Annotated in this window: 21 protein-coding genes and 1 pseudogene; 12 read left to right on the top strand and 10 right to left on the bottom strand. The window is 65.9% G+C overall.

Annotated elements, in window-relative coordinates; all coding sequences use genetic code 11:
- Positions 1–32: 32 nt before the first annotated feature.
- Complete coding sequence (locus ABD791_RS12025) at positions 33–782, top strand: SGNH/GDSL hydrolase family protein (protein WP_345066806.1); 750 nt, start codon at positions 33–35, stop codon at positions 780–782.
- 74 nt (positions 783–856) lie between these two features.
- Here ABD791_RS12025 and ABD791_RS12020 read toward each other — a convergent pair whose 3' ends face one another.
- The 7 genes and pseudogenes from ABD791_RS12020 to ABD791_RS11990 form a co-directional block, all read right to left on the bottom strand.
- Positions 857–1,018, bottom strand: a complete 162-nt coding sequence (locus tag ABD791_RS12020; RefSeq protein WP_345066803.1) for a hypothetical protein — start codon at positions 1,016–1,018, stop codon at positions 857–859.
- Positions 1,019–1,311: 293 nt separating this feature from the next.
- The gene (locus tag ABD791_RS12015; protein ID WP_345066800.1) at positions 1,312–1,476 is read right to left on the bottom strand and encodes a hypothetical protein; all 165 of its coding nucleotides are present in this window, start codon (positions 1,474–1,476) and stop codon (positions 1,312–1,314) included.
- 180 nt (positions 1,477–1,656) lie between these two features.
- Positions 1,657–2,304: pseudogene (locus ABD791_RS12010) on the bottom strand (DNA-3-methyladenine glycosylase I); the annotation flags it as partial.
- 40 nt (positions 2,305–2,344) lie between these two features.
- Entirely contained in the window at positions 2,345–3,010 is a 666-nt protein-coding gene (locus tag ABD791_RS12005; RefSeq protein WP_345066798.1) for an alpha-ketoglutarate-dependent dioxygenase AlkB family protein, read from the bottom strand.
- Positions 3,007–3,624 (bottom strand): methylated-DNA--[protein]-cysteine S-methyltransferase, encoded by a 618-nt coding sequence (locus tag ABD791_RS12000; protein ID WP_345066795.1) that lies wholly within the window; start codon positions 3,622–3,624, stop codon positions 3,007–3,009. Before ABD791_RS12000 ends, ABD791_RS12005 begins: the two co-directional genes overlap by 4 nt.
- A gap of 234 nt (positions 3,625–3,858) precedes the next feature.
- Complete coding sequence (locus tag ABD791_RS11995) at positions 3,859–4,320, bottom strand: RNA polymerase sigma factor (protein ID WP_345066792.1); 462 nt, start codon at positions 4,318–4,320, stop codon at positions 3,859–3,861.
- A 75-nt stretch (positions 4,321–4,395) separates the two neighbouring features.
- Positions 4,396–4,899, bottom strand: coding sequence for a methylated-DNA--[protein]-cysteine S-methyltransferase (locus ABD791_RS11990; protein WP_345066788.1), 504 nt, complete (start codon positions 4,897–4,899; stop codon positions 4,396–4,398).
- Between the two features lie 214 nt (positions 4,900–5,113).
- On the opposite strand from ABD791_RS11990, the gene ABD791_RS11985 reads away from it, so the two are divergent.
- Positions 5,114–5,299 carry a DUF1918 domain-containing protein gene (locus ABD791_RS11985; protein WP_345066785.1) on the top strand — a complete coding sequence of 62 codons (186 nt, stop codon included), beginning with the start codon at positions 5,114–5,116 and terminating at the stop codon, positions 5,297–5,299.
- A gap of 165 nt (positions 5,300–5,464) precedes the next feature.
- Positions 5,465–6,079, top strand: a complete 615-nt coding sequence (locus ABD791_RS11980; RefSeq protein ID WP_345066782.1) for a hypothetical protein — start codon at positions 5,465–5,467, stop codon at positions 6,077–6,079.
- Positions 6,080–6,089: 10 nt separating this feature from the next.
- On the opposite strand, the gene ABD791_RS11975 is transcribed toward ABD791_RS11980, so the two are convergent.
- Together ABD791_RS11975 and ABD791_RS11970 are read right to left on the bottom strand one after the other, a co-directional pair.
- The gene (locus ABD791_RS11975) at positions 6,090–6,479 is read right to left on the bottom strand and encodes a (R)-mandelonitrile lyase (protein WP_345066779.1); all 390 of its coding nucleotides are present in this window, start codon (positions 6,477–6,479) and stop codon (positions 6,090–6,092) included.
- A 43-nt stretch (positions 6,480–6,522) separates the two neighbouring features.
- The gene (locus ABD791_RS11970) at positions 6,523–7,428 is read right to left on the bottom strand and encodes a helix-turn-helix transcriptional regulator (RefSeq protein ID WP_345066776.1); all 906 of its coding nucleotides are present in this window, start codon (positions 7,426–7,428) and stop codon (positions 6,523–6,525) included.
- A 150-nt stretch (positions 7,429–7,578) separates the two neighbouring features.
- On the opposite strand from ABD791_RS11970, the gene ABD791_RS11965 reads away from it, so the two are divergent.
- From ABD791_RS11965 to ABD791_RS11925, 9 genes are all read left to right on the top strand, one after another.
- Positions 7,579–8,616 (top strand): alcohol dehydrogenase catalytic domain-containing protein, encoded by a 1,038-nt coding sequence (locus ABD791_RS11965; protein ID WP_345066773.1) that lies wholly within the window; start codon positions 7,579–7,581, stop codon positions 8,614–8,616.
- Between the two features lie 294 nt (positions 8,617–8,910).
- Positions 8,911–10,257 (top strand): MFS transporter, encoded by a 1,347-nt coding sequence (locus ABD791_RS11960; RefSeq protein WP_345066770.1) that lies wholly within the window; start codon positions 8,911–8,913, stop codon positions 10,255–10,257.
- 35 nt (positions 10,258–10,292) lie between these two features.
- The gene (locus tag ABD791_RS11955; RefSeq protein ID WP_345066767.1) at positions 10,293–12,170 is read left to right on the top strand and encodes a glycoside hydrolase family 2 protein; all 1,878 of its coding nucleotides are present in this window, start codon (positions 10,293–10,295) and stop codon (positions 12,168–12,170) included.
- Complete coding sequence (locus ABD791_RS11950) at positions 12,145–13,299, top strand: DUF2804 family protein (protein WP_345066764.1); 1,155 nt, start codon at positions 12,145–12,147, stop codon at positions 13,297–13,299. The genes ABD791_RS11955 and ABD791_RS11950 overlap by 26 nt, the downstream gene beginning before the upstream one ends.
- A 479-nt stretch (positions 13,300–13,778) precedes the next feature.
- Positions 13,779–15,227 (top strand): MFS transporter, encoded by a 1,449-nt coding sequence (locus tag ABD791_RS11945; RefSeq protein ID WP_345066762.1) that lies wholly within the window; start codon positions 13,779–13,781, stop codon positions 15,225–15,227.
- Positions 15,228–16,103: 876 nt separating this feature from the next.
- Positions 16,104–16,841: a 3-oxoacid CoA-transferase subunit A gene (locus ABD791_RS11940; protein WP_345066759.1), complete on the top strand. Its 738-nt coding sequence runs from the start codon at positions 16,104–16,106 to the stop codon at positions 16,839–16,841.
- Entirely contained in the window at positions 16,838–17,473 is a 636-nt protein-coding gene (locus ABD791_RS11935; protein ID WP_345066756.1) for a 3-oxoacid CoA-transferase subunit B, read from the top strand. Before ABD791_RS11940 ends, ABD791_RS11935 begins: the two co-directional genes overlap by 4 nt.
- Positions 17,470–18,639, top strand: coding sequence for a thiolase family protein (locus ABD791_RS11930; RefSeq protein ID WP_345066752.1), 1,170 nt, complete (start codon positions 17,470–17,472; stop codon positions 18,637–18,639). The genes ABD791_RS11935 and ABD791_RS11930 overlap by 4 nt, the downstream gene beginning before the upstream one ends.
- 9 nt (positions 18,640–18,648) lie before the next feature.
- Positions 18,649–19,449: an IclR family transcriptional regulator domain-containing protein gene (locus ABD791_RS11925; protein ID WP_345066749.1), complete on the top strand. Its 801-nt coding sequence runs from the start codon at positions 18,649–18,651 to the stop codon at positions 19,447–19,449.
- 511 nt (positions 19,450–19,960) lie between these two features.
- Here ABD791_RS11925 and ABD791_RS11920 read toward each other — a convergent pair.
- Positions 19,961–20,647 carry a GntR family transcriptional regulator gene (locus tag ABD791_RS11920; RefSeq protein ID WP_345066746.1) on the bottom strand — a complete coding sequence of 229 codons (687 nt, stop codon included), beginning with the start codon at positions 20,645–20,647 and terminating at the stop codon, positions 19,961–19,963.
- Positions 20,648–20,722: the final 75 nt, after the last annotated feature.

Below are 20,722 nucleotides of genomic sequence, written 5' to 3'. Positions count from 1 at the left end.
TCCGACACCGAACTTGCGCGGGGAGAAGCACGATGTATTTGCGATATGTGGCAATGGGCGACAGCTTCACCGAGGGCGTCGGCGACGAACGTGCCGATGGCCAGGTGCGCGGCTGGGCCGACCTGGTGGCGCTCGGGCTCGCCGCAGCAACCCCCGAACCGGTGGGGTATGCCAACTTCGCCATCCGCGGCAAGCTGCTCGGCCCGATCGTCGCCGAGCAGCTGCAGCCGGCTCTCGCGCTGAAGCCTGACCTGTTGACGATTGTCGGCGGCGGCAACGACATCATGCGACCCAAGGTCGAAATCTCCTACGTCGTCGACCTGCTTGAGCAGGTCGTCGACGCCGCCCAGGCCACCGGCGCCCGCGTTGTCATGTTGAGCGGAGCGAACCCGTCGCGGCATCTGCCGATGGGTTCACTGATGCAGAAACGGGGCGATCGATTGGCGGATGCCGCGCGCGCCGCGTTCGTTCGGCCGGGGGTCACGCTCGTCGACAATTGGGCAGACACCGAACTCGAGCACAAGAAGTACTGGTCAGCGGACAAGCTGCACATGAATGCCCTCGGCCACACGCGGGTCGCGAGCAACGTTCTGCGGGCACTCGAGGTGCCGATTCCGACCGCATGGGGCGAGATCGCTGCCGACGAGGTGCGTGCGCAGAGCACCGCCGCCTACTATCGCGAGTTCGTCTTGCCCTGGATCGGTCGCCGCCTCAGCGGGCGCTCGTCGGGCGATGGCCGGCCGCCGAAGCGGCCGACCCTTCAACCCGTCGATCTGAGCTGATCTGGGCTCTTCTGGCCTGATCGCCCAGCCTCAGAATGAGTTTGCCCAGAGGTCATTCGTGGGTCGACCGACGATTAGACCTTGCGCCCGGAGATCGACCGCATCAGGAACATGATCACTGCAACGATCGCGAGCGCGATCCCGACCCAGAGCAGAAACTGCAGGGACTGTACGAGGCCTCCGGTGATGGCCAGAAGGATGGCGACGATGATGATGATGATAGTCAGCAGATTCATTTGTACCCCTTCTCGAAGCTGGAGAAACCTTCTCCAATCTTTCGAGCCTATCGGTGGGGACAGGGCGGAAGTCAAATTGGGAGCGCCACGACGGCCGACTCCGAGAGCCCACCGGCGCCACGCCGCAGCCCCTGGGAACGGCGCAGAAAAACGCCGCAATAATCGCAGCTATGCGACCGATTGTGAGTCGGGGATGGCCGCAGTGACGGCCAACCCCCTGCGTTCGACGGGCACGACTTTCACTGCCGCAACCGATTGATCGGGGCCGACCCAGACGGTCTCGGCTGATTCGGTCAGGCGCCCTTGCGTCCGGAGAATGCACGCACGATGAACATCACCAGTGCAATAAGGATGAGTACGAATCCGACCCAGAGCAAGAACTGCAGTGAGTTCACGAGCCCGCCGGTGAACAGCAAGACGACGGCGACAACGACGATGATGATGAGCAGCGCATTCATGAGTAACCCTTTCCTCGACGGACAAGACTCTCTCTTCTCTGGAGTTTAGCGCCGCCCCCTCTCCTGCGCTGGGTGGCCTCGCTCGCCGAGCTTGACACCTGCGGTCGAGTTTCCCTCGTGTGCCAGGCGAACTCGACCGGAATGGTCAAACTCGGCGATACCGGAAGCGTCGTCGGCCGAGGTCCAGACTCCGGAGCTTCCGCGTCGGTGGCTGTCGACGAGGTGGGTGTCAACAATGCCGATCGCTTCCATCAGGGCGAACATGGTGGTCGGCCCGACGAACGCGAAGCCCTTGGCACGCAGCCCCTTCGAGAGTGCCACCGACTCGGCCGACTGCGTGGGGACATCCGCGAAGGTGACCGGCGTTGGAGTCTCGGTCGGCTGGAACGACCAAACAAAGTCGACAAGACCGCCCTCGGCGCGCAGGGCGATCGTCGCCTGCGCGTTCGTGATTGCCGCCCTGATCTTCATTCGGTTGCGCACAATGCCAACGTCGTTCATCAGCCGTTCGACATCGGCCTCGGTGAAGGTGGCGACCCGATCCGGATCGAAGTTCGCGAAGGCGAGGCGAAACGCCTCACGCTTCTTCAGAATCGTCGCCCATGACAGCCCGGCTTGAAACGCCTCGAGGCTGATGCGCTCGTACATCCCGTGCTCGTCACGCACCGGGATGCCCCACTCGGTGTCGTAGTAGTCCCGCATGAGCGGGTCGGTCGCGGCCCAGGTCGGGCGCAGGAGTCCATCGTCACCACGGACGACGCCGCTTCCGGCATCGGGCTGCGCCAGCGCGCCGGAAGGAGGGGTCACCGCCTCGGCTCGCTCGTTCATTGTGGTCATTGCTCAGACAGTCCAGTCACTTGCTCGATGGTCATTCGTCGGCCAATCCGGTTACGCGCATGGTGATATTGATTCTGCCCCGTGCGAGCCCTGTCGCTCGGCTTCCGGTGTCGGGATACACCTTGGGCACGCCGTGAAAAGCGAATCGGCTCGGCCCGCCGAACACGAACAGGTCACCAGATTCGAGGTCCAGATCGGTGTACGGCTGGCCCCGATCGGTTGTATTCCCGAAACGGAATTTACACGTGTCGCCGATGCTCAGTGAGACGACCGGGGCATCCGAGATCTCGTCTTTGTCTTGGTGCATCCCCATCTTTGCGGTGTCGTCGTAGTAGTTCACGAGCGCGGCATCCGGGTGATAGCCGGCGCCTGCCTGCGGATCCTGCAGAGCCTCGGCCACCGCACGCCGGCCAAGATCGGCCAACCAGTCCGGAAACTCCAGCACGCGCACCCCGTTCACATCCCCGGCCTCGCGCGTGTAGCGATAGGGCTGCCAGTGCCAGCCGAGGCAGACGGTGCGCACCGACATCTCGTGGCCGCCCGGGAGTTTCGCCGCACGGATCGGCACCGGGCCGCGAGCCCAGTGCATGAACTGAGCAACAATGCCCTGCTGCTCCTCGAGTGACAGCCAGCCGGGAACATGCACGGCGCCGGGCGCGACCTCCCGCCGCTCCGCCGGAAAAAGCGCGTCGGTCACGCTGCTCCCTCGAGGTGAAGCAGCAGCTGCTTGGCTTCGACACCGCCCAGGTAGCCGCCGAACGAGCCGTCGGAGCGCACCACCCGATGGCAGGGCACAACGAGCGGCAACGGGTTCGTGGCACAGGCGGTGCCGACGGCACGCACCGCGCGGGGGCTCCCGGCGGCCAGCGCCACTTGGGCATAGCTTTCGGTGTGGCCGTAGCCGATCTCGGGAAGGTGCGCCAAGACGCTCTCCTGAAAGCCCTTCGACAGCCGGCGATCGAGCGGCAGGTCGAACCGTTGACGGGTGCCGGCAAAGTACTCGTCGAGCTCGCGCGCAACGGCATCGAGTCGGGCGGGCGCACGCAGAATGCGCGGGCTGATTGCTGTCGCCAGCCGTTCCAAAACCGCGTCATGGTCTTCGCGTTGAAAGGCGACGCGCACGAGTCCCTGCTCGGTGGCAGCGAGAAGCAGCACGCCGACCGGGGAGTCGAGGGTGCGGTAGGCCACGTCGAGGTCGCCGTGAGCGGATGCCGCGGCCACGAACGCCAGCCGCAACCGGTCAAGGTCGGCCGGGTCGACGGAGTCGAGTGGTGCGAGGACCTCAGCAATGGTGTGGTCAGTGGTGTTCATGGGTGCTGTCCCTTCTTTCTTCGGTGTTGTCCATCTCGTTGATCGAGGAGCAGCCGACGAAGGAGGCCGCGTCTATGAGGTAGATGGGCCATTTCGTTGATCGAGGAGCAGCCGACGAAGGAGGCCGCGTCTCGAGATCTCGCGAGCCGATCCATAAACGCGGCTTGAGTTCAAACATCGGCTCGCGAGGTCTCGAGACACTCGCTGGCGCTCGCTCCTCGACCAACGGAAGGCTCATGCCAGCCTCCGACGCAGGGTCTTGATGCCGTCGGCGGCAGCCCGGCGGGCGGCATCCGTTGTTCCGCCGAGAATCTCGGCCACCTCTCGATAGGGCAGCCCAACGACGTGGTGATAGGCGACGGCCTGCCGTTGCGTGGCGGGCAGGGCCGCGAGGGCCGCCCACAGATCGCCGTCGTTCGCATCGGGGATGCCGTGGCGCGAGGAACGCTCGGGCAGCGCATCGACGGGGATCGGCAACCGCGCGCGAACCCGGGTCACATCAATCGCTTTGCGGTGGGCGATCGTCACGAGCCAGGCTTCGACGTTTGCCCCCTCGGCGAGCGCCGGGTAGGCCTGGAGCGCAGCGAGGAATGTCTCAGACCAGGCATCGTCGGCGTCGACCGGTCCGAGCACCGCGCGGCAGACGCGCAGCACCGTCGCCCCATACTCGGCGACCACGCGTTCAAATGGTTGCATGCTCAGCCTCGACCGCGACCGAACGATCCGGATGCACCGGGTGCGCTGAGTGCGCTGAGTGCGCGACGCGACGCCTCAGAAAAGTCGTTCAAGACTCGCCTCAGCCGGTTCCTCGTGGGTGAGTAGAAATCGTTTGCGGTCGAGCCCTCCGGCGTAGCCGACAAGGCTGCCGTGGGCACCGACCACCCGGTGACAGGGCACGATGATACTGATCGGATTCTTGCCGTTTGCCGCGCCGACCGCCTGCGACAGGTTGCGATCGCCGAGTTCAAGAGCCAGCTGACCATAGCTGCGCGTTTCGCCGAACGGAATCTCGCGCAACAGCGCCCAGACTCTCAGCTGAAAGTCATTGCCGGTCGGAGCCAGCTGCAGGTCGAATGTCGTGCGCGTTCCGGCGAAGTACTCACCGAGCTGCTCGGTCACCGCGCCGAACGCGCTGGCGTCGCGCGGCCCGAACGTGTCGGCATCCGGTCGGCGCTTGTGCTCGTCGAAGTAAACGGCAGCCAACGCGCCGCTTTCGGCGGAGACCAGCGTGAGTTCGCCGAGGGGAGAGTCGATAACGCTGTGTGAGACGCCCATGCCGCGCTCCCGTCAGTAGTGGTTCCGCCTCCATTCTCTCGAATGTGGCGCCGTTCTACTGTGAAGACGCTGGCCGGGCACCAAACGTGAGATCAGGCATCCACATTTCTTGCGCAGATGGTTACGGTGATGGCGAGACCTCACGCGAGCGCGAACGCGACCCTGGGCAGACGGAGTCCGGCGGCGTAGCCTGACGGTACGGAGGTGAGCTGCCATGCATGCAACTGAAGGCGATCGGATTCTGATTCGCGGCAAGACGGTTGAGACACCGGACCGGCACGGCGAGATCGTGGAGGTGCGCGGGGAAGACGGGGGTCCGCCCTATCTGGTGAGGTTCGAGAACGGCCACGAAACGATCGTGTTTCCGGGCTCGGATTTCGTAATTGAGCATCCGGCCTGACCGGGTGAGCGGGCGAACTGACACGCGATGACCGAAAGCTCCCCACCCTCCGATTCGAATGAGCCGGCCGAGGCGCCAGCTCATTCATCCCCCGTGCCTCGGGCCGCTCCGGCGTCTCAGGCAGTTCCGGCATCTCAGGCAGCCCCTGCGCCTGACACGCCGCGCATGTCTCGCGCTGATCGGTCGGTCGAGGTGCGTGAGATCATCGCCGTGTTCGTGCTGTCGGTGACTGCGATTCTGACCGCCTGGTGTGGGTTCGAGTCGTCGAAATGGGGCGGGGAGATGTCGATCGAGTTCTCGCAGGCATCGAGTGCGCGCATCCGATCGCTCGACTATGCGAACGAAGCGCGCGCTGCGAAGTCGGTCGATCTCGCGATTTACACGCAGTGGGTGGATGCGACGGCTCGAGGCGACCAGGCGTTTGCCGACTATGTCAGCGCCCGCTTCCCCCCAGCCTTCGCTGTGGCGTTTGCGAGCTGGCAGGCGGCGGGCGAGAACACGAAGTCGCCGTTCGCTGAGCCGTCTTATGTTCCGCCCGGGCAGGTGGAAGCGGCGAAGTATTCGGATCTGGCCGATGAGAAGTTCGCGACGGCGCTTCAGAGCAATCAGCGTGGCGACAACTACGCGATTCTCACCGTCTTGTTCGCACTGGTGCTCTTCTTCACCGCGATGTCGGGGCGAAACAAGGTGCTCTGGGCCGGCTGGTTTCTGCTCGGCCTGGGTGTGGCGGTCGCCGTCTTCGGTTCGGTGATTCTGGCGACCTATCCGGTGTTGGTCTGAGCCGGCCGGCTCAGCTCGCGCCGGCGCCGTACTCCTCGTCGGTCACATGCTCACCCCAGGTGGCGTCGTCGTCTTCCCACATCGCTAGGTGGCACATGAACGAGTCGGCGGTGGCGCCATGCCAATGCCACTCTCCCGGCGGGGTGTAAATCGTGTCACCGGGATGCATGACCGTCACCTCGCCCCCGCGCGCCTGCACCAGACCGACACCGTCGGTCACGTGCAGGGTTTGCCCGAGGGAGTGACTGTGCCAGGCGGTGCGGGCGCCGGGTGCGAATCGCACCAGGTTGACGCGGATGCGCGACGGCGCGTCGCCGCGGGCGATCACGTCGAAGTACACGTCGCCGGTGAACAATTCGGCCGGCCCCTGAGTTGTGGGGGTGGCGGGTTGTAATTCCATGGGAAATCTCCTCGTAGCTGTCGGTGACGGTGGTGGACGTCGACTAGTCATTCGAGACGGCGGGGTCGCTCGAGGCGGCGGCGTTCGAGACGGCAGCGTCGCGCGAGGTCGCCGCCCAGCTCGCCAGCAGCGTCAACGCGTCGGCGGATGTCGACCCCGGCTCCGCACTGTAGGCCAAGATGGTGAGCCCATCATCAGCCGGCAGCTCGAGCGCTTCGAATGCCACCTCGATGCGCCCGACGGCCGGGTGGTTGAAAACCTTGACGCCGGTGCGATGGAACTTGACGTCGTGCGACGCCCAGAGAGCCCGGAAGGCCTCACTGCGCGTCGACAGCTCGCCGATCAGATCGGTCAACGCCCGGTCGTAGGTGTTCTTGCCCGCCTCAGTGCGCAGGATCGCGACGGTGTCTCGCGCCGCCCGGTCCCAGTCTCCCCAGAACCGGGTGGCCCGCGGGTCGAGAAAAGTGAATCGGGCGTGGTTCACCGGCCGGGCCGGGTTGACGTACATCTCGGAGTACAACGCCTCCCCGAGCGGGTTGGCGGCGAGCACGTCGAGCCGCCCGTTGCGAATGAACGCGGGAACGCCATCCATCGAATCGAGGATGCGCTGGATCACCGGTCGCACCGACGGAGGCGTCGGGCGCCGGGCCCGCGGCCGGGTTCCCGCGTTGGCGGTACGTGCCAAGTCGAAGAGGTGGGCCCGTTCGGCCTCGTCGAGTTGCAGCGCCCTGGCGAGCGACTCGAGCACGCTCTCCGAGGCCCCGGCGAGGTTGCCCCGTTCGAGACGCGTGTAGTAGTCGACGCTCATTCCGGCGAGCATGGCGACCTCCTCCCGACGGAGGCCCGGCACACGGCGGTTGCCGCCGTAGGCCGGCAGCCCCGTCTGGTCGGGGGTGATCCGTGCGCGGCGACTTGCGAGAAACTCGCGCACTTCGGTTTTGTGTTGCATGTCACCGGTTTGCATGTCATCGACGCTACGCCGTGACCGCGCCGGGTGGGAGGCACTGGCAGTACCCGGAACGCTGGTGACTCCCCCGTACGCGCAGAGAGGGGTGGGATAGAACAACACCCGAGACATCCCGATTGAAGGACTTCACCCATGCGAGCAGCATTCATGTACGGCGCCGGCGACGTGCGCGTCGAAACCGTGCCCGACCCCATCCTGAACCAGCCGACCGACGCCATCGTGCGGATCGTGCGTGCCTGCGTCTGCGGCAGCGACCTGCACCCGTTTCACGACATGCCGGCCGGCGCCGTCGGCACTCCAATGGGTCACGAATTTCTCGGCGTCGTCGAAGAGGTCGGCAGCGAGGTGCGTACCCTGGCCCCCGGCGATTTCGTGATCGCCCCGTTTGCCTGGTCTGACGGTACCTGCGACTTCTGCCGCGAGGGTCTGCAGACCTCCTGCCGACATGGCGGTTTCTGGGCGGGCAACGGCATCGGCGGCGGTCAGGCCGAGGCGATCCGCGTTCCTCAGGCCGACGGCACCCTCGTGAAAATTCCGGCCGGTGTCGATGCCGCGCTGTACCCATCGCTGCTGACTCTGTCGGATGTCTACGGCACCGGTTACCACGCCGCCGTCAGAGGCCGCGTCACCGCTCGCACCACCGTCACGGTCATCGGCGACGGAGCGGTGGGCCTGATGGCGGTGCTCTCCGCCCGCCAGCTGGGCGCCGAACGCATCATCCTGATGGGCCGGCACACCTCCCGCACCGACCTCGGCCGCGAGTTCGGGGCAACGGATGTCGTCGCCGCGCGAGGTGAGGAAGGCATCGCCCTGGTACGTGAACTCACCGGTGGCGACGGCACCCACGTCGTGCTGGAAGCCGTCGGCCATCTGCCCGCGTACGAGCAGGCCGTCGGTGTGGTGCGAGCGGGCGGCGTGATCAGCCGCGTCGGCGTGCCGCAGTATGAGCAGGCTCCGGTCGGTTTCGGCAGCTTGTTCGGCCCGAACGTGACGCTCACCGGCGGCCCGGCCCCCGTGCGCGCCTACATCGACCGGCTGCTCCCCGGTGTACTCGACGGCTCGGTGCAGCCCGGCAAGGTCTTCGACCGCACGGTCAGTCTCAGCGAGACGCCGGAGGGCTACCGGCTGATGGATTCCCGCGAGGCGCTCAAGGTGCTCATCGCGCCGTAGTCGGCTGCGCGAAGCGGATGCCGCGGCCGAACGCGGCTGAACGCGGCCGACCGCGCAGAGGCATCCGTCGAGCTTGACACTTGCGGTCGAGTTTGCCCGGCGTATCGGGGAACCTCGACCGCAACGGTCAAGCTCGGCGGAGGAGGCGCACCTGTGGTCGAGCGCACCCGGGCGTATGACGCCAGCGTGACCGGCACGGGCTCGAACTCTGCCGATCACTACGCCCCCACCGGCACTCGGCGCTAGGGTATACCTCAGTATTTCTACGTTGCAATTTTCAATGATGAGGATGCCATGGGTCTGAATATCGAACCTGCCGCGCCATCGACAGCGGCTTCGACAGCGCCATCGACAGCGCGGGCGACGCGCACGACGCGACCGAAGCTGGGAGGTCGCACCTGGTTGGCGATCGTCGTCGTCGGGCTGGTCGGTCAGCTCGCCTGGACGATCGAGAACATGTACCTCAACGTGTTCGTCTACGACACGATCTCGCCAGACCCGAACGTCATCGCCCTCATGGTCGCCGCCAGCGCGGTGGCCGCGACAGTTGCCACGCTTCTCGTCGGAGCCTGGTCCGACCGGCTGGGACGCCGCCGTGCGATCATCGCCATCGGCTACATCGCCTGGGGTATCTGCACGGCCGCGTTCGGTTTCGTCGGAGTTCCCAGCGGAACGGAGACCCTCGCCGGAGCCGCCGTCATCGGGGCGATCGTCGCGGTCATCCTGCTCGACTGCATCATGAGCGTGTTCGGCTCCGGTGCGAACGATGCCGCGTTCAGCGCCTGGGTGACCGACTCGACCACTCCCGCAAATCGGGGGCGCGTCGACGGAGTGCTTGCCGTACTTCCGCTCATCGCAATGCTGCTCGTCTTCGGGCTCCTCGACGGTCTCACTCGCGCCGGCGACTGGAAGCTGTTCTTCGCCCTGGTGGGCGCGGTCACCACGATCACGGGCGTACTGTCGTGGTTTCTGATTCGTGACAGGGGCGTGCCGGCCCGACGTGATCGCATCCTCACCGCCGTGGTGCACGGCTTGCGCCCGAGCACGATTCGGCGGCAGCCCGGGCTCTACCTGACACTGCTGATCTGGACCGTGATCGGAACGAGCAGCCAGGTCTTTCTTCCCTACGTCATCATCTATCTGCAGCGCTACCTTGAGATCGAGTCCTACGCGCTCGCCCTCGGAATCGTTCTGATTCTCGCGTCGGTGCTGAGCATCATCGGCGGACGAGTGATGGACCGCGTCGGCAAAACCCGCTTCCTTCTCCCCGCCGTCGCGGTGTTCGCGCTCGGCCTGATCGCGATGACGTTCGCCAGAGAGGTCCCCGCCGTGATCGGGGCGGCGACGCTGATGATGGCAGGCATGATGTCCTCCATCGCCACCGTCTCGGCGATGACCCGCGACGCCACCCCCGCCGACCGCGCCGGAGCGGTGCAAGGCATCCGGATGATGCTCGCGGTGATGATCCCGATGATCGTCGGCCCGTTTCTCGGAGCGGCGGTGATCTCTGGGGCGTCCCACACCTACACGAACCTCGGGGTTCTCCAACCCGTTCCGGGCCCTGAGATCTTTCCGACCGCCGCGGCGGTGTTGCTTCTCGTGCCCGTGCTCGTCGCCATCCGCGCGAAGCTGGTTCGCTGATGAACCTGAGGAGCGCGAGCTCGAAGACGAAGAGCTTGACGACCACGAGCCTGAAAACACCGTGGGCGCACACGCTCGACCCCGATGCCGTGCTGCAGGAGTACCCCCGGCCACAGCTCGCTCGCGAGAGCTACCTCAACCTCAACGGCCGGTGGGACTACGCGATCACCGACAGCGCGGAGCATCCGCGGGGCTGGGACGGCGCGATCCTCGTGCCGTTCTCGCCAGAGGCCGCACTCTCCGGGGTAGAGCGTCAGCTCTTGCCTGGCCAGCACCTCTGGTATCAGCGCACCGTGCACCTGCCCAGCGACTTCATCGACGAGCGCGTGCTGCTGCACTTCGGCGCCGTCGACCAGGACTGCCGGGTCTACATCGACGGCGAGCTGGTCGGCAGCCACTCGGGCGGCTACCTCCCCTTCAGCTTCGATGTCACCGCGGCCCTCTCCCCCGACGTCGACCACGTGCTCCGGGTTGACGTCGTCGACGTCAGCGATTCCAGCTATCGCTCACGCGGCAAGCAGTCGCTGCGCCGCGGCGGCATTTGGTACACGGCACAATCGGGCATCTGGCAGACGGTCTGGCTGGAATCCGTGCCGCAGCTGTATGTCGAACGGCTCGACATCCGCGCGCTGCTCGGCGAGCGCGCGGTTGAGGTCGTGGTTGTCGCTACCGGCACCGGAACCGACAACGCCGTCGCGACGGTCGTGCTGCGCGCCGACGGCGAGACCGTGACGAGCGCAACCGGGCCGGTCGGGCAACCGATCAGGCTGGTGCTCGACGAGGTACGCGAATGGAGTCCGGAAGACCCCTACCTCTACGACCTCGAGGTGCGCCTTCGCGCCGACCGGGTCAGCAGCTACGTCGGGATGCGTTCGGTCGGTGTCGAAAACGACGCGGCGGGCATACCCCGCCTGCTGCTCAACGGCCGCCCCTACTTTCACGCCGGGGTGCTCGACCAGGGCTACTGGCCCGACGGTCTCTACACCGCGCCCTCTGACGACGCCCTGATTCACGACATCCGTTCGATGAAAGACCTCGGCTTCACGATGCTGCGCAAGCACATCAAGATCGAGCCGCTGCGGTGGTATCACCACTGCGATCGACTCGGGATGCTCGTCTGGCAGGACATGGTCAGCGGCGGCCGCGCCTACAACCCGGCGGTCATCACGGCGCCCGTGCTGCTGCCGGTGCGGCTGAGCGACCGGCGACACCGTGCGTTCGGGCGTCAGGATGCGGCGGGGCGCGAGGAATTCACCGGCGAACTCATCGAGACGGTGCAGCTGCTCACAAGCGTGCCGAGTGTCGTCGTTTGGGTGCCGTTCAACGAGGGCTGGGGGCAGTTCGACTCGCTCGACGCGGTGCGGCGGATCCGCGCGCTCGACCCGGATCGCATCATCGACCACGCCAGCGGCTGGCACGACCAGGGCGGCGGCGACCTGCAGAGCCTCCATATCTACTTTCGTCGCGTGCGCCCGAGTCGCGCCTGGGGGCGCGACGGCCGGGCCGTGGTGGTGTCGGAGTACGGCGGCTACAGCCTGCGGCTGCCCGGGCACGAGTTCAGCAGTCGTGAGTTCGGCTACAAGCGCTTCAGCTCGATGGCGGCCTTCACGGATGCCTTCGCCGCGCTGCATCGCGAACAGATTCTGCCGGCTATCACCGCAGGTCTTTCTGGCGCGGTCTACACGCAGCTCTCCGACGTCGAAGACGAACTCAACGGGCTGCTCACCGCCGATCGCACGATCGTCAAGGCCGATGCCGACGTCGTGCGCGCCGTCAACCGGGAGCTCGCCGAGCAGTTCGCTCGCGTTGCCGGAGCGAACGCGGCGACGAACCAGGCGCATGCGACCATCCCGTCTGCTCGCGGCGGACAGCTCGAAGGAGAACGCGATGAGTCGCACGATCGTCGAGCGTGAAATCACCGCGCCGGTTGCGCTCTGCCTGCCGAACGGGCGACTCAACCCCGCCGCCGTCGGCTGGAGCAGACGGCCCCTGCACGACACCTCGGGCATCAACGGCCGCACCAACTGGGGCCGCAACAAGCGCTGGGAGTACTGGGCGGTCACCTCGCCCACCCACATCGTCTCGCTGACGGTATCCTCGCTCGACTACGCGGCGGTGCATGGCATCATGATCCACGATCGGCGCTCAGGGGTGACGGTGGAACGGGGAGCCGTCGCACCGCTCGGTCGCAGCGCGACGCTTCCGGCGACGCTCGGCGCAGCATCTGCACCCAGATCGAGCGCCACGCTCCCCGCGACACCGAGCGCTGCATCCACGCTGAGGTCGAGTGCCACGTTCCCCGCGACGCTCGGCGCAGCATCCGCACCCAGATCGAGCGCCACGCTCCCCGCGAGGATGGGCGTCGCATCTGCGCGGGCACGCACCCGGGCGCTCTCGATCGACATCGACGAAGTGGCCGGCGGCACCCGGCTGCGCGGGCACGCTCCGGGTGTGACCTTTGACATCACTGCCGTGCGGCCGGCCGAGCACGAGGCGTTGGCCGTCGTGGTTCCGTGGTCATCGACGCGGTTCCAGTACACCGTCAAGGATGTTGCCAGGCCGGCAGAGGGATGGCTCGAGGTCAACGGTGACCGGGTTCAGCTCCCGACCGGCGAGAGCTGGGCGGTGCTCGATCATGGCCGCGGACGCTGGCCATACCGAATGACCTGGAATTGGGGCGCGGCGTCGGGAGTCGTCGACGGTCGCACGATCGGCTTGCAGCTCGGCGGCCGCTGGACCGACGGAACCGGCTCGACCGAAAACGCGCTGCTCGTCGACGGCTCCCTACACAAGATCAGCGAAGAACTCGACTGGCGCTACGACGAGTCCGACTGGCTCGCACCGTGGCGCATCCGTGGGGAGAGCCTCAAACTGCAGTTCGACCCATTCTGGGACCATGCCAGTTCGACCGAGCTCCTGGTCTTCGGTAGCCGCGGGCACCAATGTTTCGGCCATTATTCGGGGTGGGTCGACACCGATCGGGGACGCATCCGGATCGACAATCTGCTCGGCTGGGCGGAAGACGTGCGCAACCGCTGGTAGCGGCGTCTCGGTGCGTCTCGGTGCGTCTCGGTGCGTCTCGGTGCGCGAGCCTGTCGAGACCTGGTGGGTCGGCCTCGGAGCCGGCGAACGAGGACTTCGGGCGCTGCGCGGGTCGGGTGCCGCTGCGCGCGTTGGCGCCGGCTAGCGCGGCGGCACCGGACCCGCGCGACGGCATTGTGCACGGAAACGGCCAGCCACCCGACCCGCGCCGCGGCACCCGACCCGCGCGACGGCAGTTCGGTGATCGAACAATCCCTGTGATCGAGCGGGTTGGTGACCCTGCTCGAGACACGCCTGCGGGCCAAATCCATTCGTTGGTCGAGGAGATCGGCTCACCCGGCCTCGACAAGCTCGACCACCGGGTCTGATAAACTAGTTGCCTGATTGGCTACGTGGCCTCTGCGGCCGACCATCGCCTGATGCGTCGTCGGTCCGAGGCTTGAAACCTCCGGCGTTCTTTCGACACCCGGAGGTTTTATATGTCCGCCCCCTCAAGCTCACCCAATCGTTGGTGGGCGCTGGTCGTGCTCTCGCTCACGCAACTCGTCGTCGTTCTTGACGGCACAATCGTGAATATCGCACTGCCCCAGGCCCAAATCGAGCTCGGCCTGTCCGACAGCGAGCGGCAGTGGGTCGTCACCGCCTATGCGCTGGCGTTCGGCGCCCTTCTTCTTCTCGGCGGCAGAATCGCCGACTACTGGGGCCGCAAGCGCACCTTTCTCGTCGGCATGGTCGGTTTCGGAGCGGCATCCGTCTTCGGCGGCCTCGCGCAGAACGGAACCGAGCTCATCGCCGCGCGCGGCCTGCAGGGTCTCTTCGCCGCAATGCTGGCACCGGCCGCCCTCGCCTTGCTCACGATGACGTTCACGCACGGCAAAGACCGCAACACCGCGTTCGCCGTGTTCGGCACTATCGCCGGAGCCGGTGCAGCCGTCGGGCTGCTGCTTGGTGGACTGCTCACCGAGTTCGCCGACTGGCGCTGGTGCTTGCTGGTAAACGTGTTCTTCGTGATCCTCGGCCTCGTCGGCGGCCTGCTCTTCCTCACCGAGAGCAAGGCCGATGGCAACAACCGGTATGACATGTGGGGCGCCATCACGGTCATCCTCGGTCTCGGCTCACTCGTCTATGGCTTCAGCCTCGCCGAGGGCGGCTGGGGTTCCCTCGACACCATCGGTTTCATCGCCCTCGGCGTCGTACTGCTCGTGTTGTTCGTCTGGATCGAGTCACGCGTCGCCCAGCCCCTGCTGCCGCTGAAGGTGGTCGCAAACAAGGTGCGCGGCGGAGCCTTCCTGATCCAGGCTGTCTCCGGAAGCGTGATGATCGGAGCGACTCTCTACCTCACGTTCCACCTGCAGATTGTCTTGGGCATGGCACCGTTCCAGTCGGGGCTGGCCAGTTTGCCCCTCACCCTCGCCATCATGGTCGTGGCAGGAATCGCCACGAATCTGCTGCCGGTGATCGGGCCGCGCCCGATGATGATCGGTGGCCCGCTGTTGGTCGCCATCGGACTCGTCTACCTCAGCCAGATCACCGCCGACGGCAACTACTTCACCCAGGTGCTCCCCGGCCTCGTGATCATGGGCTTCGGTATGGGTTTCGTCTTCGTGCCGTTGCAGAACCTCGCACTCAGCGGTGTCGCTCCCCACGACGCCGGCGCCGCATCGGCCACCGCCAATTCCGCCATGCAGATCGGTGGCTCCATCGGCCTCTCGATCTTCACCGCGATCTACGCAGCGTCAGCGGGATCGCTGGAGGGGCTGAGCGGCAAGCCAGTGCTTGAGGCCTTCGCAAGTGGATATTCCGCAGTGTTCCTCGCTGCCGCCGTTGGCATGGTTCTGGCGTCGGTCATCGCCATCGTTCTCATCCGTGGAACGAAGTCGGAGCTGCTCCCCCAGGGCGATGCACCCGTGATGGTGCACGCGGGCTAACGACGCGCGTCACCCCGCGTACTCCGCTCATAGCAGCCGGATGCGTGGGGTGACGCGCGCGGGTCGGAGCCAGACAGCGTCGGTCGCGTCGTCCTGCGTCACTGCTTGAAGCGTGCACAACGATTCTTCCGGTCGTCGAGGAATCGTGACCGCGGTTGGGCTCTTCGATGTGCTCGATCCCCAGAGTGCCGAGGTGCGCGATGAAGTCATCCCAGTCCTTGATCTCGATCGCGAAGTGGATCAGCCCTATGGCCTCCATGCCCTTCTCGACGGGCGGAAGTGAAGATCAAATTTTCCGTTCGACAGAAGCATCGTGCGGTTGACCGGAATGTTTGCCGGCCTTTGCGCCACGAGGCAAGACTGAAAAAGTGGACGTCCGTGCCGAGTCACCTCGCATGTGGGCCTGAAGCTAAGGCAGCCCCGCCCTAGCCATCAGAGTTGATCGGTTCCTCCCCTCTGGCCTGAGCCAGCGTCGTGAGGCGTTGCTCTCCTTGAACAGGATCAGTTCGCTCGACAAGGATTCCCAGGCCGTCGCCGTCACTGTCTTTCTTGAGAGGGTTTGAGGTGGGTTTATACCCGCCCGAGCCTCCACACTCACAGGAGCGCTGGTGCTCGCCACCGTGAGGCGCCGCATCCGCCCGTCAGAGTGACGACATGAGTGGCCGTTAGTACTGGGCGCGGTGTATCCCCGCCGGCGCGGGCTATACCGCGCGCCCACCGGGATACACCGCGCCCAGCTGAAATCACGGCCAGATACCTCATAGACGGCCGCGAGCGGCCTCCTCGACCTCCGAAAGCTACCCATACGCATCCACTTTTTGCTATCGTGTTCACAATGCGTACAACAGTTCGCATCTTGAACATCGGTGGTGACACGTGCGTTCCAAGCTCAGTTCCGGCGCAATCGAAGCGCTGGCCGGTATCCCCGACGGGGCCACCATCATGATCGGTGGGTTCGGTCGCGCCGGCCAGCCCGTCGAACTCATCGATGCCCTGATCGAACAGGGTGCGACCGACCTGACGATCATCAACAACAACGCGGGCAACGGTGAAACCGGGCTCGCCGCGCTGCTGGCCGCTCGGCGGGTGTCGAAGATCGTCTGCTCATTTCCCAGGCAGTCCGACTCCCAGGTTTTCAACGGCCTGTACGCAGCGGGTCTGATCGAGCTGGAGCTCGTGCCGCAGGGAAACCTCGCCGAACGCATCCGCGCGGCCGGTGCCGGCATCGGCGGGTTCTTCACCCCGACCGGCTACGGCACCCTGCTGGCCGAGGGCAAGGAAACTCGCGAAATCGATGGCCGCGGCTACGTACTCGAACACCCGCTCCGGGCCGACTTCGCCCTGATCAGCGCGCTGCACGCGGATCCGTGGGGAAATCTGGTCTATCGCGAGACCGCCCGCAACTTCGGCCCGATCATGGCCGCAGCAGCGACAACGACCATCGCCCAGGTGGATTCGATGGTGGAACTCGGCGCGCTGGATCCCGAGTCCGTCGTGACGCCGGGCATCTATGTCGACCACATTGTCGCGGTCGGGGAACGCGCCTGGCTACGCGACGGCGCGTTCATTGGAGAACACACAAGCAGCGAACAAACCAGCGGAGAGCACTCATGAGTCTCAGCAGAGAAGAACTCGCGGCAATCGTCGCCCGCGACATCCATGAGGGTTCCTATGTGAACCTCGGCATCGGCATCCCGACCCTGGTCGCGAACTATCTACCGCCCGGTGACGCGATCATCCTGCACACGGAGAACGGCATGCTCGGAATGGGGCCGAGCCCGGTCGCCGGCCAGGAAGACCCCGACCTGATGAACGCGGGCAAGCTCCCGGTCACCGCCCGCCCCGGCGCCTCCTATTTTCACCATGCCGACTCCTTTGCGATGATGCGCGGCGGGCACCTCGACGTCTGCGTGCTGGGTGCCTTCCAGGTCTCCGCACGCGGCGATCTCGCCAACTGGCACAGCGGAGCGCCCGGCGCGATTCCGGCGGTCGGCGGCGCGATGGACCTCGCCATCGGCGCCAAACAGGTCTTCATCATGATGGACCTGGTCGGTCGAGACGGCCGGCCGAAACTCGTCGCCGAGTGCAGCTACCCGCTCACCGGCGTCGCCTGTGTCGACCGGGTATACACCGACCGAGCCGTGTTCGACATCACTGCCGACGGGCTCGTCGTGCGCGAAACCTTCGACACGACGATCGACGAACTCCGCACCCTTCTCGCCCTCGACCTGATCGGAACCCTGTGACCGCGAGCTTTGTCTATGACGCCATCCGCACTCCGTTCGGCCGACTCGGAAAGAATCTGGCTGGCATTCGGCCAGACGACCTCGCGGCCCACGCGATCGAGGCGCTTCTTGCGCGGCATCCCGCGCTCGACCCCGCCCGCATCGACGACGTGATCCTGGGCGATGCCAACCAGGCCGGCGAGGACAACCGCAACGTCGCACGGATGGCCGCCCTCCTGGCCGGGCTCCCCACATCCGTCACCGGCAGCACCGTGAACCGGCTCTGCGGGTCAAGTGTCGAGAGCGTCATCCAGGCCAGCCGCGCCATCGAGGCCGGCGACGCCGACCTCATGCTCGCCGGCGGTGTCGAGTCGATGAGCCGCGCCCCGTGGGTCGTCACCAAGCCGGCGAAGCCGTTCACTGCCGCCTCGGAGACCATGCACTCGACCACGCTCGGCTGGCGGATGGTCAACCCGCGGATGCCCGCGGAATGGACGGTCTCACTTGGCGAGACCGCTGAACTGCTCGCCGACCGCTTCGCGATCACCCGTGAGGAGCAGGATGCCTTCGCGGCGCGCAGTCACCGTCTGGCCGCTGCAGCCTGGGATGCGGGGCTGCACGCCGAGGTCATTCCCGTACCGGGTACGACCCTCACGCGCGATGAGGGGATTAGAGCGGACGCGTCAGTAGAGTCGCTCTCCGGCCTGAAGCCGGTGTTCCGCACCGACGGCACCGTGACGGCCGGTAATGCCTCGCCGCTCAGCGATGGTGCCTCGATGTTGCTCATCGGCGGAGAGAATGCCGGACTCGGCATCGATCCGCTCGCCCGTATCACCGGACGCGGCAGTTTCGGCAACGATCCGCACACGTTCGGCATCGCCCCGGTCGAGGCGGCGAACCGTGCGCTCGCCCGCGCGGGCCGCACCTGGGCTGACGTCGACCTCGTCGAACTCAACGAAGCCTTCGCCGCACAGTCGCTCGCCTGCCTGCGACTCTGGCCAGAACTCGACCCGGAGAAGGTCAATGTGCACGGCGGGGCCATCGCGATCGGGCATCCGCTCGGCGCATCGGGTGGACGCCTCATCGGCCACCTCGCCCACGAACTCGCCCGGCGCGGCGGCGGAATCGGCGTTGCCGTGATCTGCATCGGCGTCGGCCAGGGGCTCGCCGTCGTGCTCGAACGGTAAGTTGAAACCATGGACCCCGAACCGAGCGATCAGTTCGTGCAGTCGTTCGCTCGAGGGCTCGCCGTCATCCGAGCGTTCGACGCCGATCATTCACGGATGACGCTCAGCGAGGTCGCCGAACGCACCGGCCTGACCCGAGCCGCCGCCCGACGGTTTCTGCACACCCTGCTCAGTCTCGGCTACGTCAGCAGTGATGGGCGATCGTTCTTGCTGACCCCGCGAGTGCTGGAGCTGGGCTTCAGCTACCTGTCGGGCCTCACCTTGCCCGAGCTCGCCCAGCCTCACCTCGAGGCTCTCTCCCGCACGCTCGGAGAATCAACGTCGGCGTCTGTGCTCGACGGCGCCGATATCGTCTACGTCGCCCGGGTTCCCACCAAACGCATCATGAACGTCGCAATCACCATCGGCACCCGCTTTCCGGCGCATGCGACGTCGATGGGTCGCGTACTGCTGGCTTCTCTCACCGCCGAGGCGCTCGACGTCTATCTGGCGACCCTGCAGGACGGGCTGCAGACTGAGCCGCAGACCGAGCGCACGGTCTCCGATCCCGAGGCGCTGCGGGTAGTGCTCGGCGAGGTGCGCGCCCAGGGCTGGGCACTTGTCGATCAGGAGTTGGAGATCGGGCTCCGCAGCATCGCTGCTCCGGTGCGGGGCGCCGATGGAAGCGTGCTGGCCGCCGTGAATGTCGCGGGAGCGGCGAGCACGGCCAGCCTCGATCGCATCCTCGATGAGTACCGGCCGGCGCTGCTGAACGCCACCGGCCGGATCGAAGATGCTATTCGGCAGAGCTCACCTCTTTCTGCCCGCTGAATCGCGCGCGTCTCAGGCCGGATCGACAGCGAACGGGACGCATCCGTCGTGCTCGGCTCATTTTCACAGCAACGAGTCTGATAAACCGGTTATCTGATTGGCTACGTGGCCTTTGTGGTCGACCGCACGATGTGCCTTCGGTCCCCGGCTTGAAACCTCCGGCATCCTTTCGATACCCGGAGATTTTTTATGTCCCCTCGTCTTCGCTCACTGGCACCCGCTGCTCTCGCGTTGCTCACGATGACATTCACGCACGGCAAAGACCGCAACACCGCGTTCGCCGTCTTCGGCACCATCGCCGGAGCCGGAGCGGCGATCGGGCTCCTGCTTGGTGGCGCACTCACCGAGTTCGCCGACTGGCGCTCTGGCGTCGGTCATCGCCATCGTGCTCATCCGAGGAAAGAAGTCGGAGCTCCTCCCCCAGGGCGACGCCCCGGCGATGGTGCATGTGGGCTGACAATGCGCCGTACTCCGCGTACTCCGCGTACTCCGCGTACTCCGCGCACTCCGCTCAGCCGGATGCGCGGGGCGAAACGTTTGGGTCGGAGGCGGACAGCGCGGCGTCGTAGTGCATCACCGCTTGAAGGGTGTTGATGTCGTGACGCCGAGACGCCGTTTCGATCGTCTCCGGATCGGCGCGGCCCTCGATGAGGTCGAGAATCCCCTCATGCTCGGCCAGCGAGCTGAGCGCCCGACCCGGGGCGTACCAGAACGCGGATTGACGAACCAGTTCAAGACGCGTCCACTCCGACGCGACCAGATCGTTCAGCCTCTCGTCGTCGCATCGGGAACAGAGCACCGCGTGAAACTCTCGATTCAGAGCGCCGAATCGCCTCGGATCGAAGTTCGCCAAAGCGTCACCCATCTCACGGTTCAGCGCACGGGCATGAGCGATGTCGTCAGGTGTCAGATGCTCGGCGCTGAGCGCTGTCGCAAGAGCGTTCAAGCGCGCGAGCAATCGCATCGTGCGCTGCCATGAGTGGGTGTCGAATGTCTTGACGACGGCTCCGGAATTGGGGACGATGTCGACCCAGCCCTCGGCCTCAAGACGGCGCAACGATTCGCGCCACGGGATCGAGCTGATGTCGTACTCACGCCTGAGCTGGTCAATGACCAGACGCTTTCCCGGCCCGTCCGTGCCGTCCATAATCCGCTGCCTGAGGATCGTGTAGGCCTGCTCGGTCTTGCTGACAGCCACGTTCGCGCCTCCTTTGGCTCGGTCCCCTCATCGAAAACAGAGCTTATCCGCTCTGGCATCGGACAGCCCGACCCG

The sequence above is a fragment of the Glaciibacter kafniensis genome, from assembly GCF_039538945.1.
Lineage (GTDB): Bacteria > Actinomycetota > Actinomycetes > Actinomycetales > Microbacteriaceae > Cryobacterium > Cryobacterium kafniensis.
The sequence above is the reverse complement of the archived record's forward strand: the minus strand, read 5'-3'. Positions and strand labels throughout refer to the sequence as shown.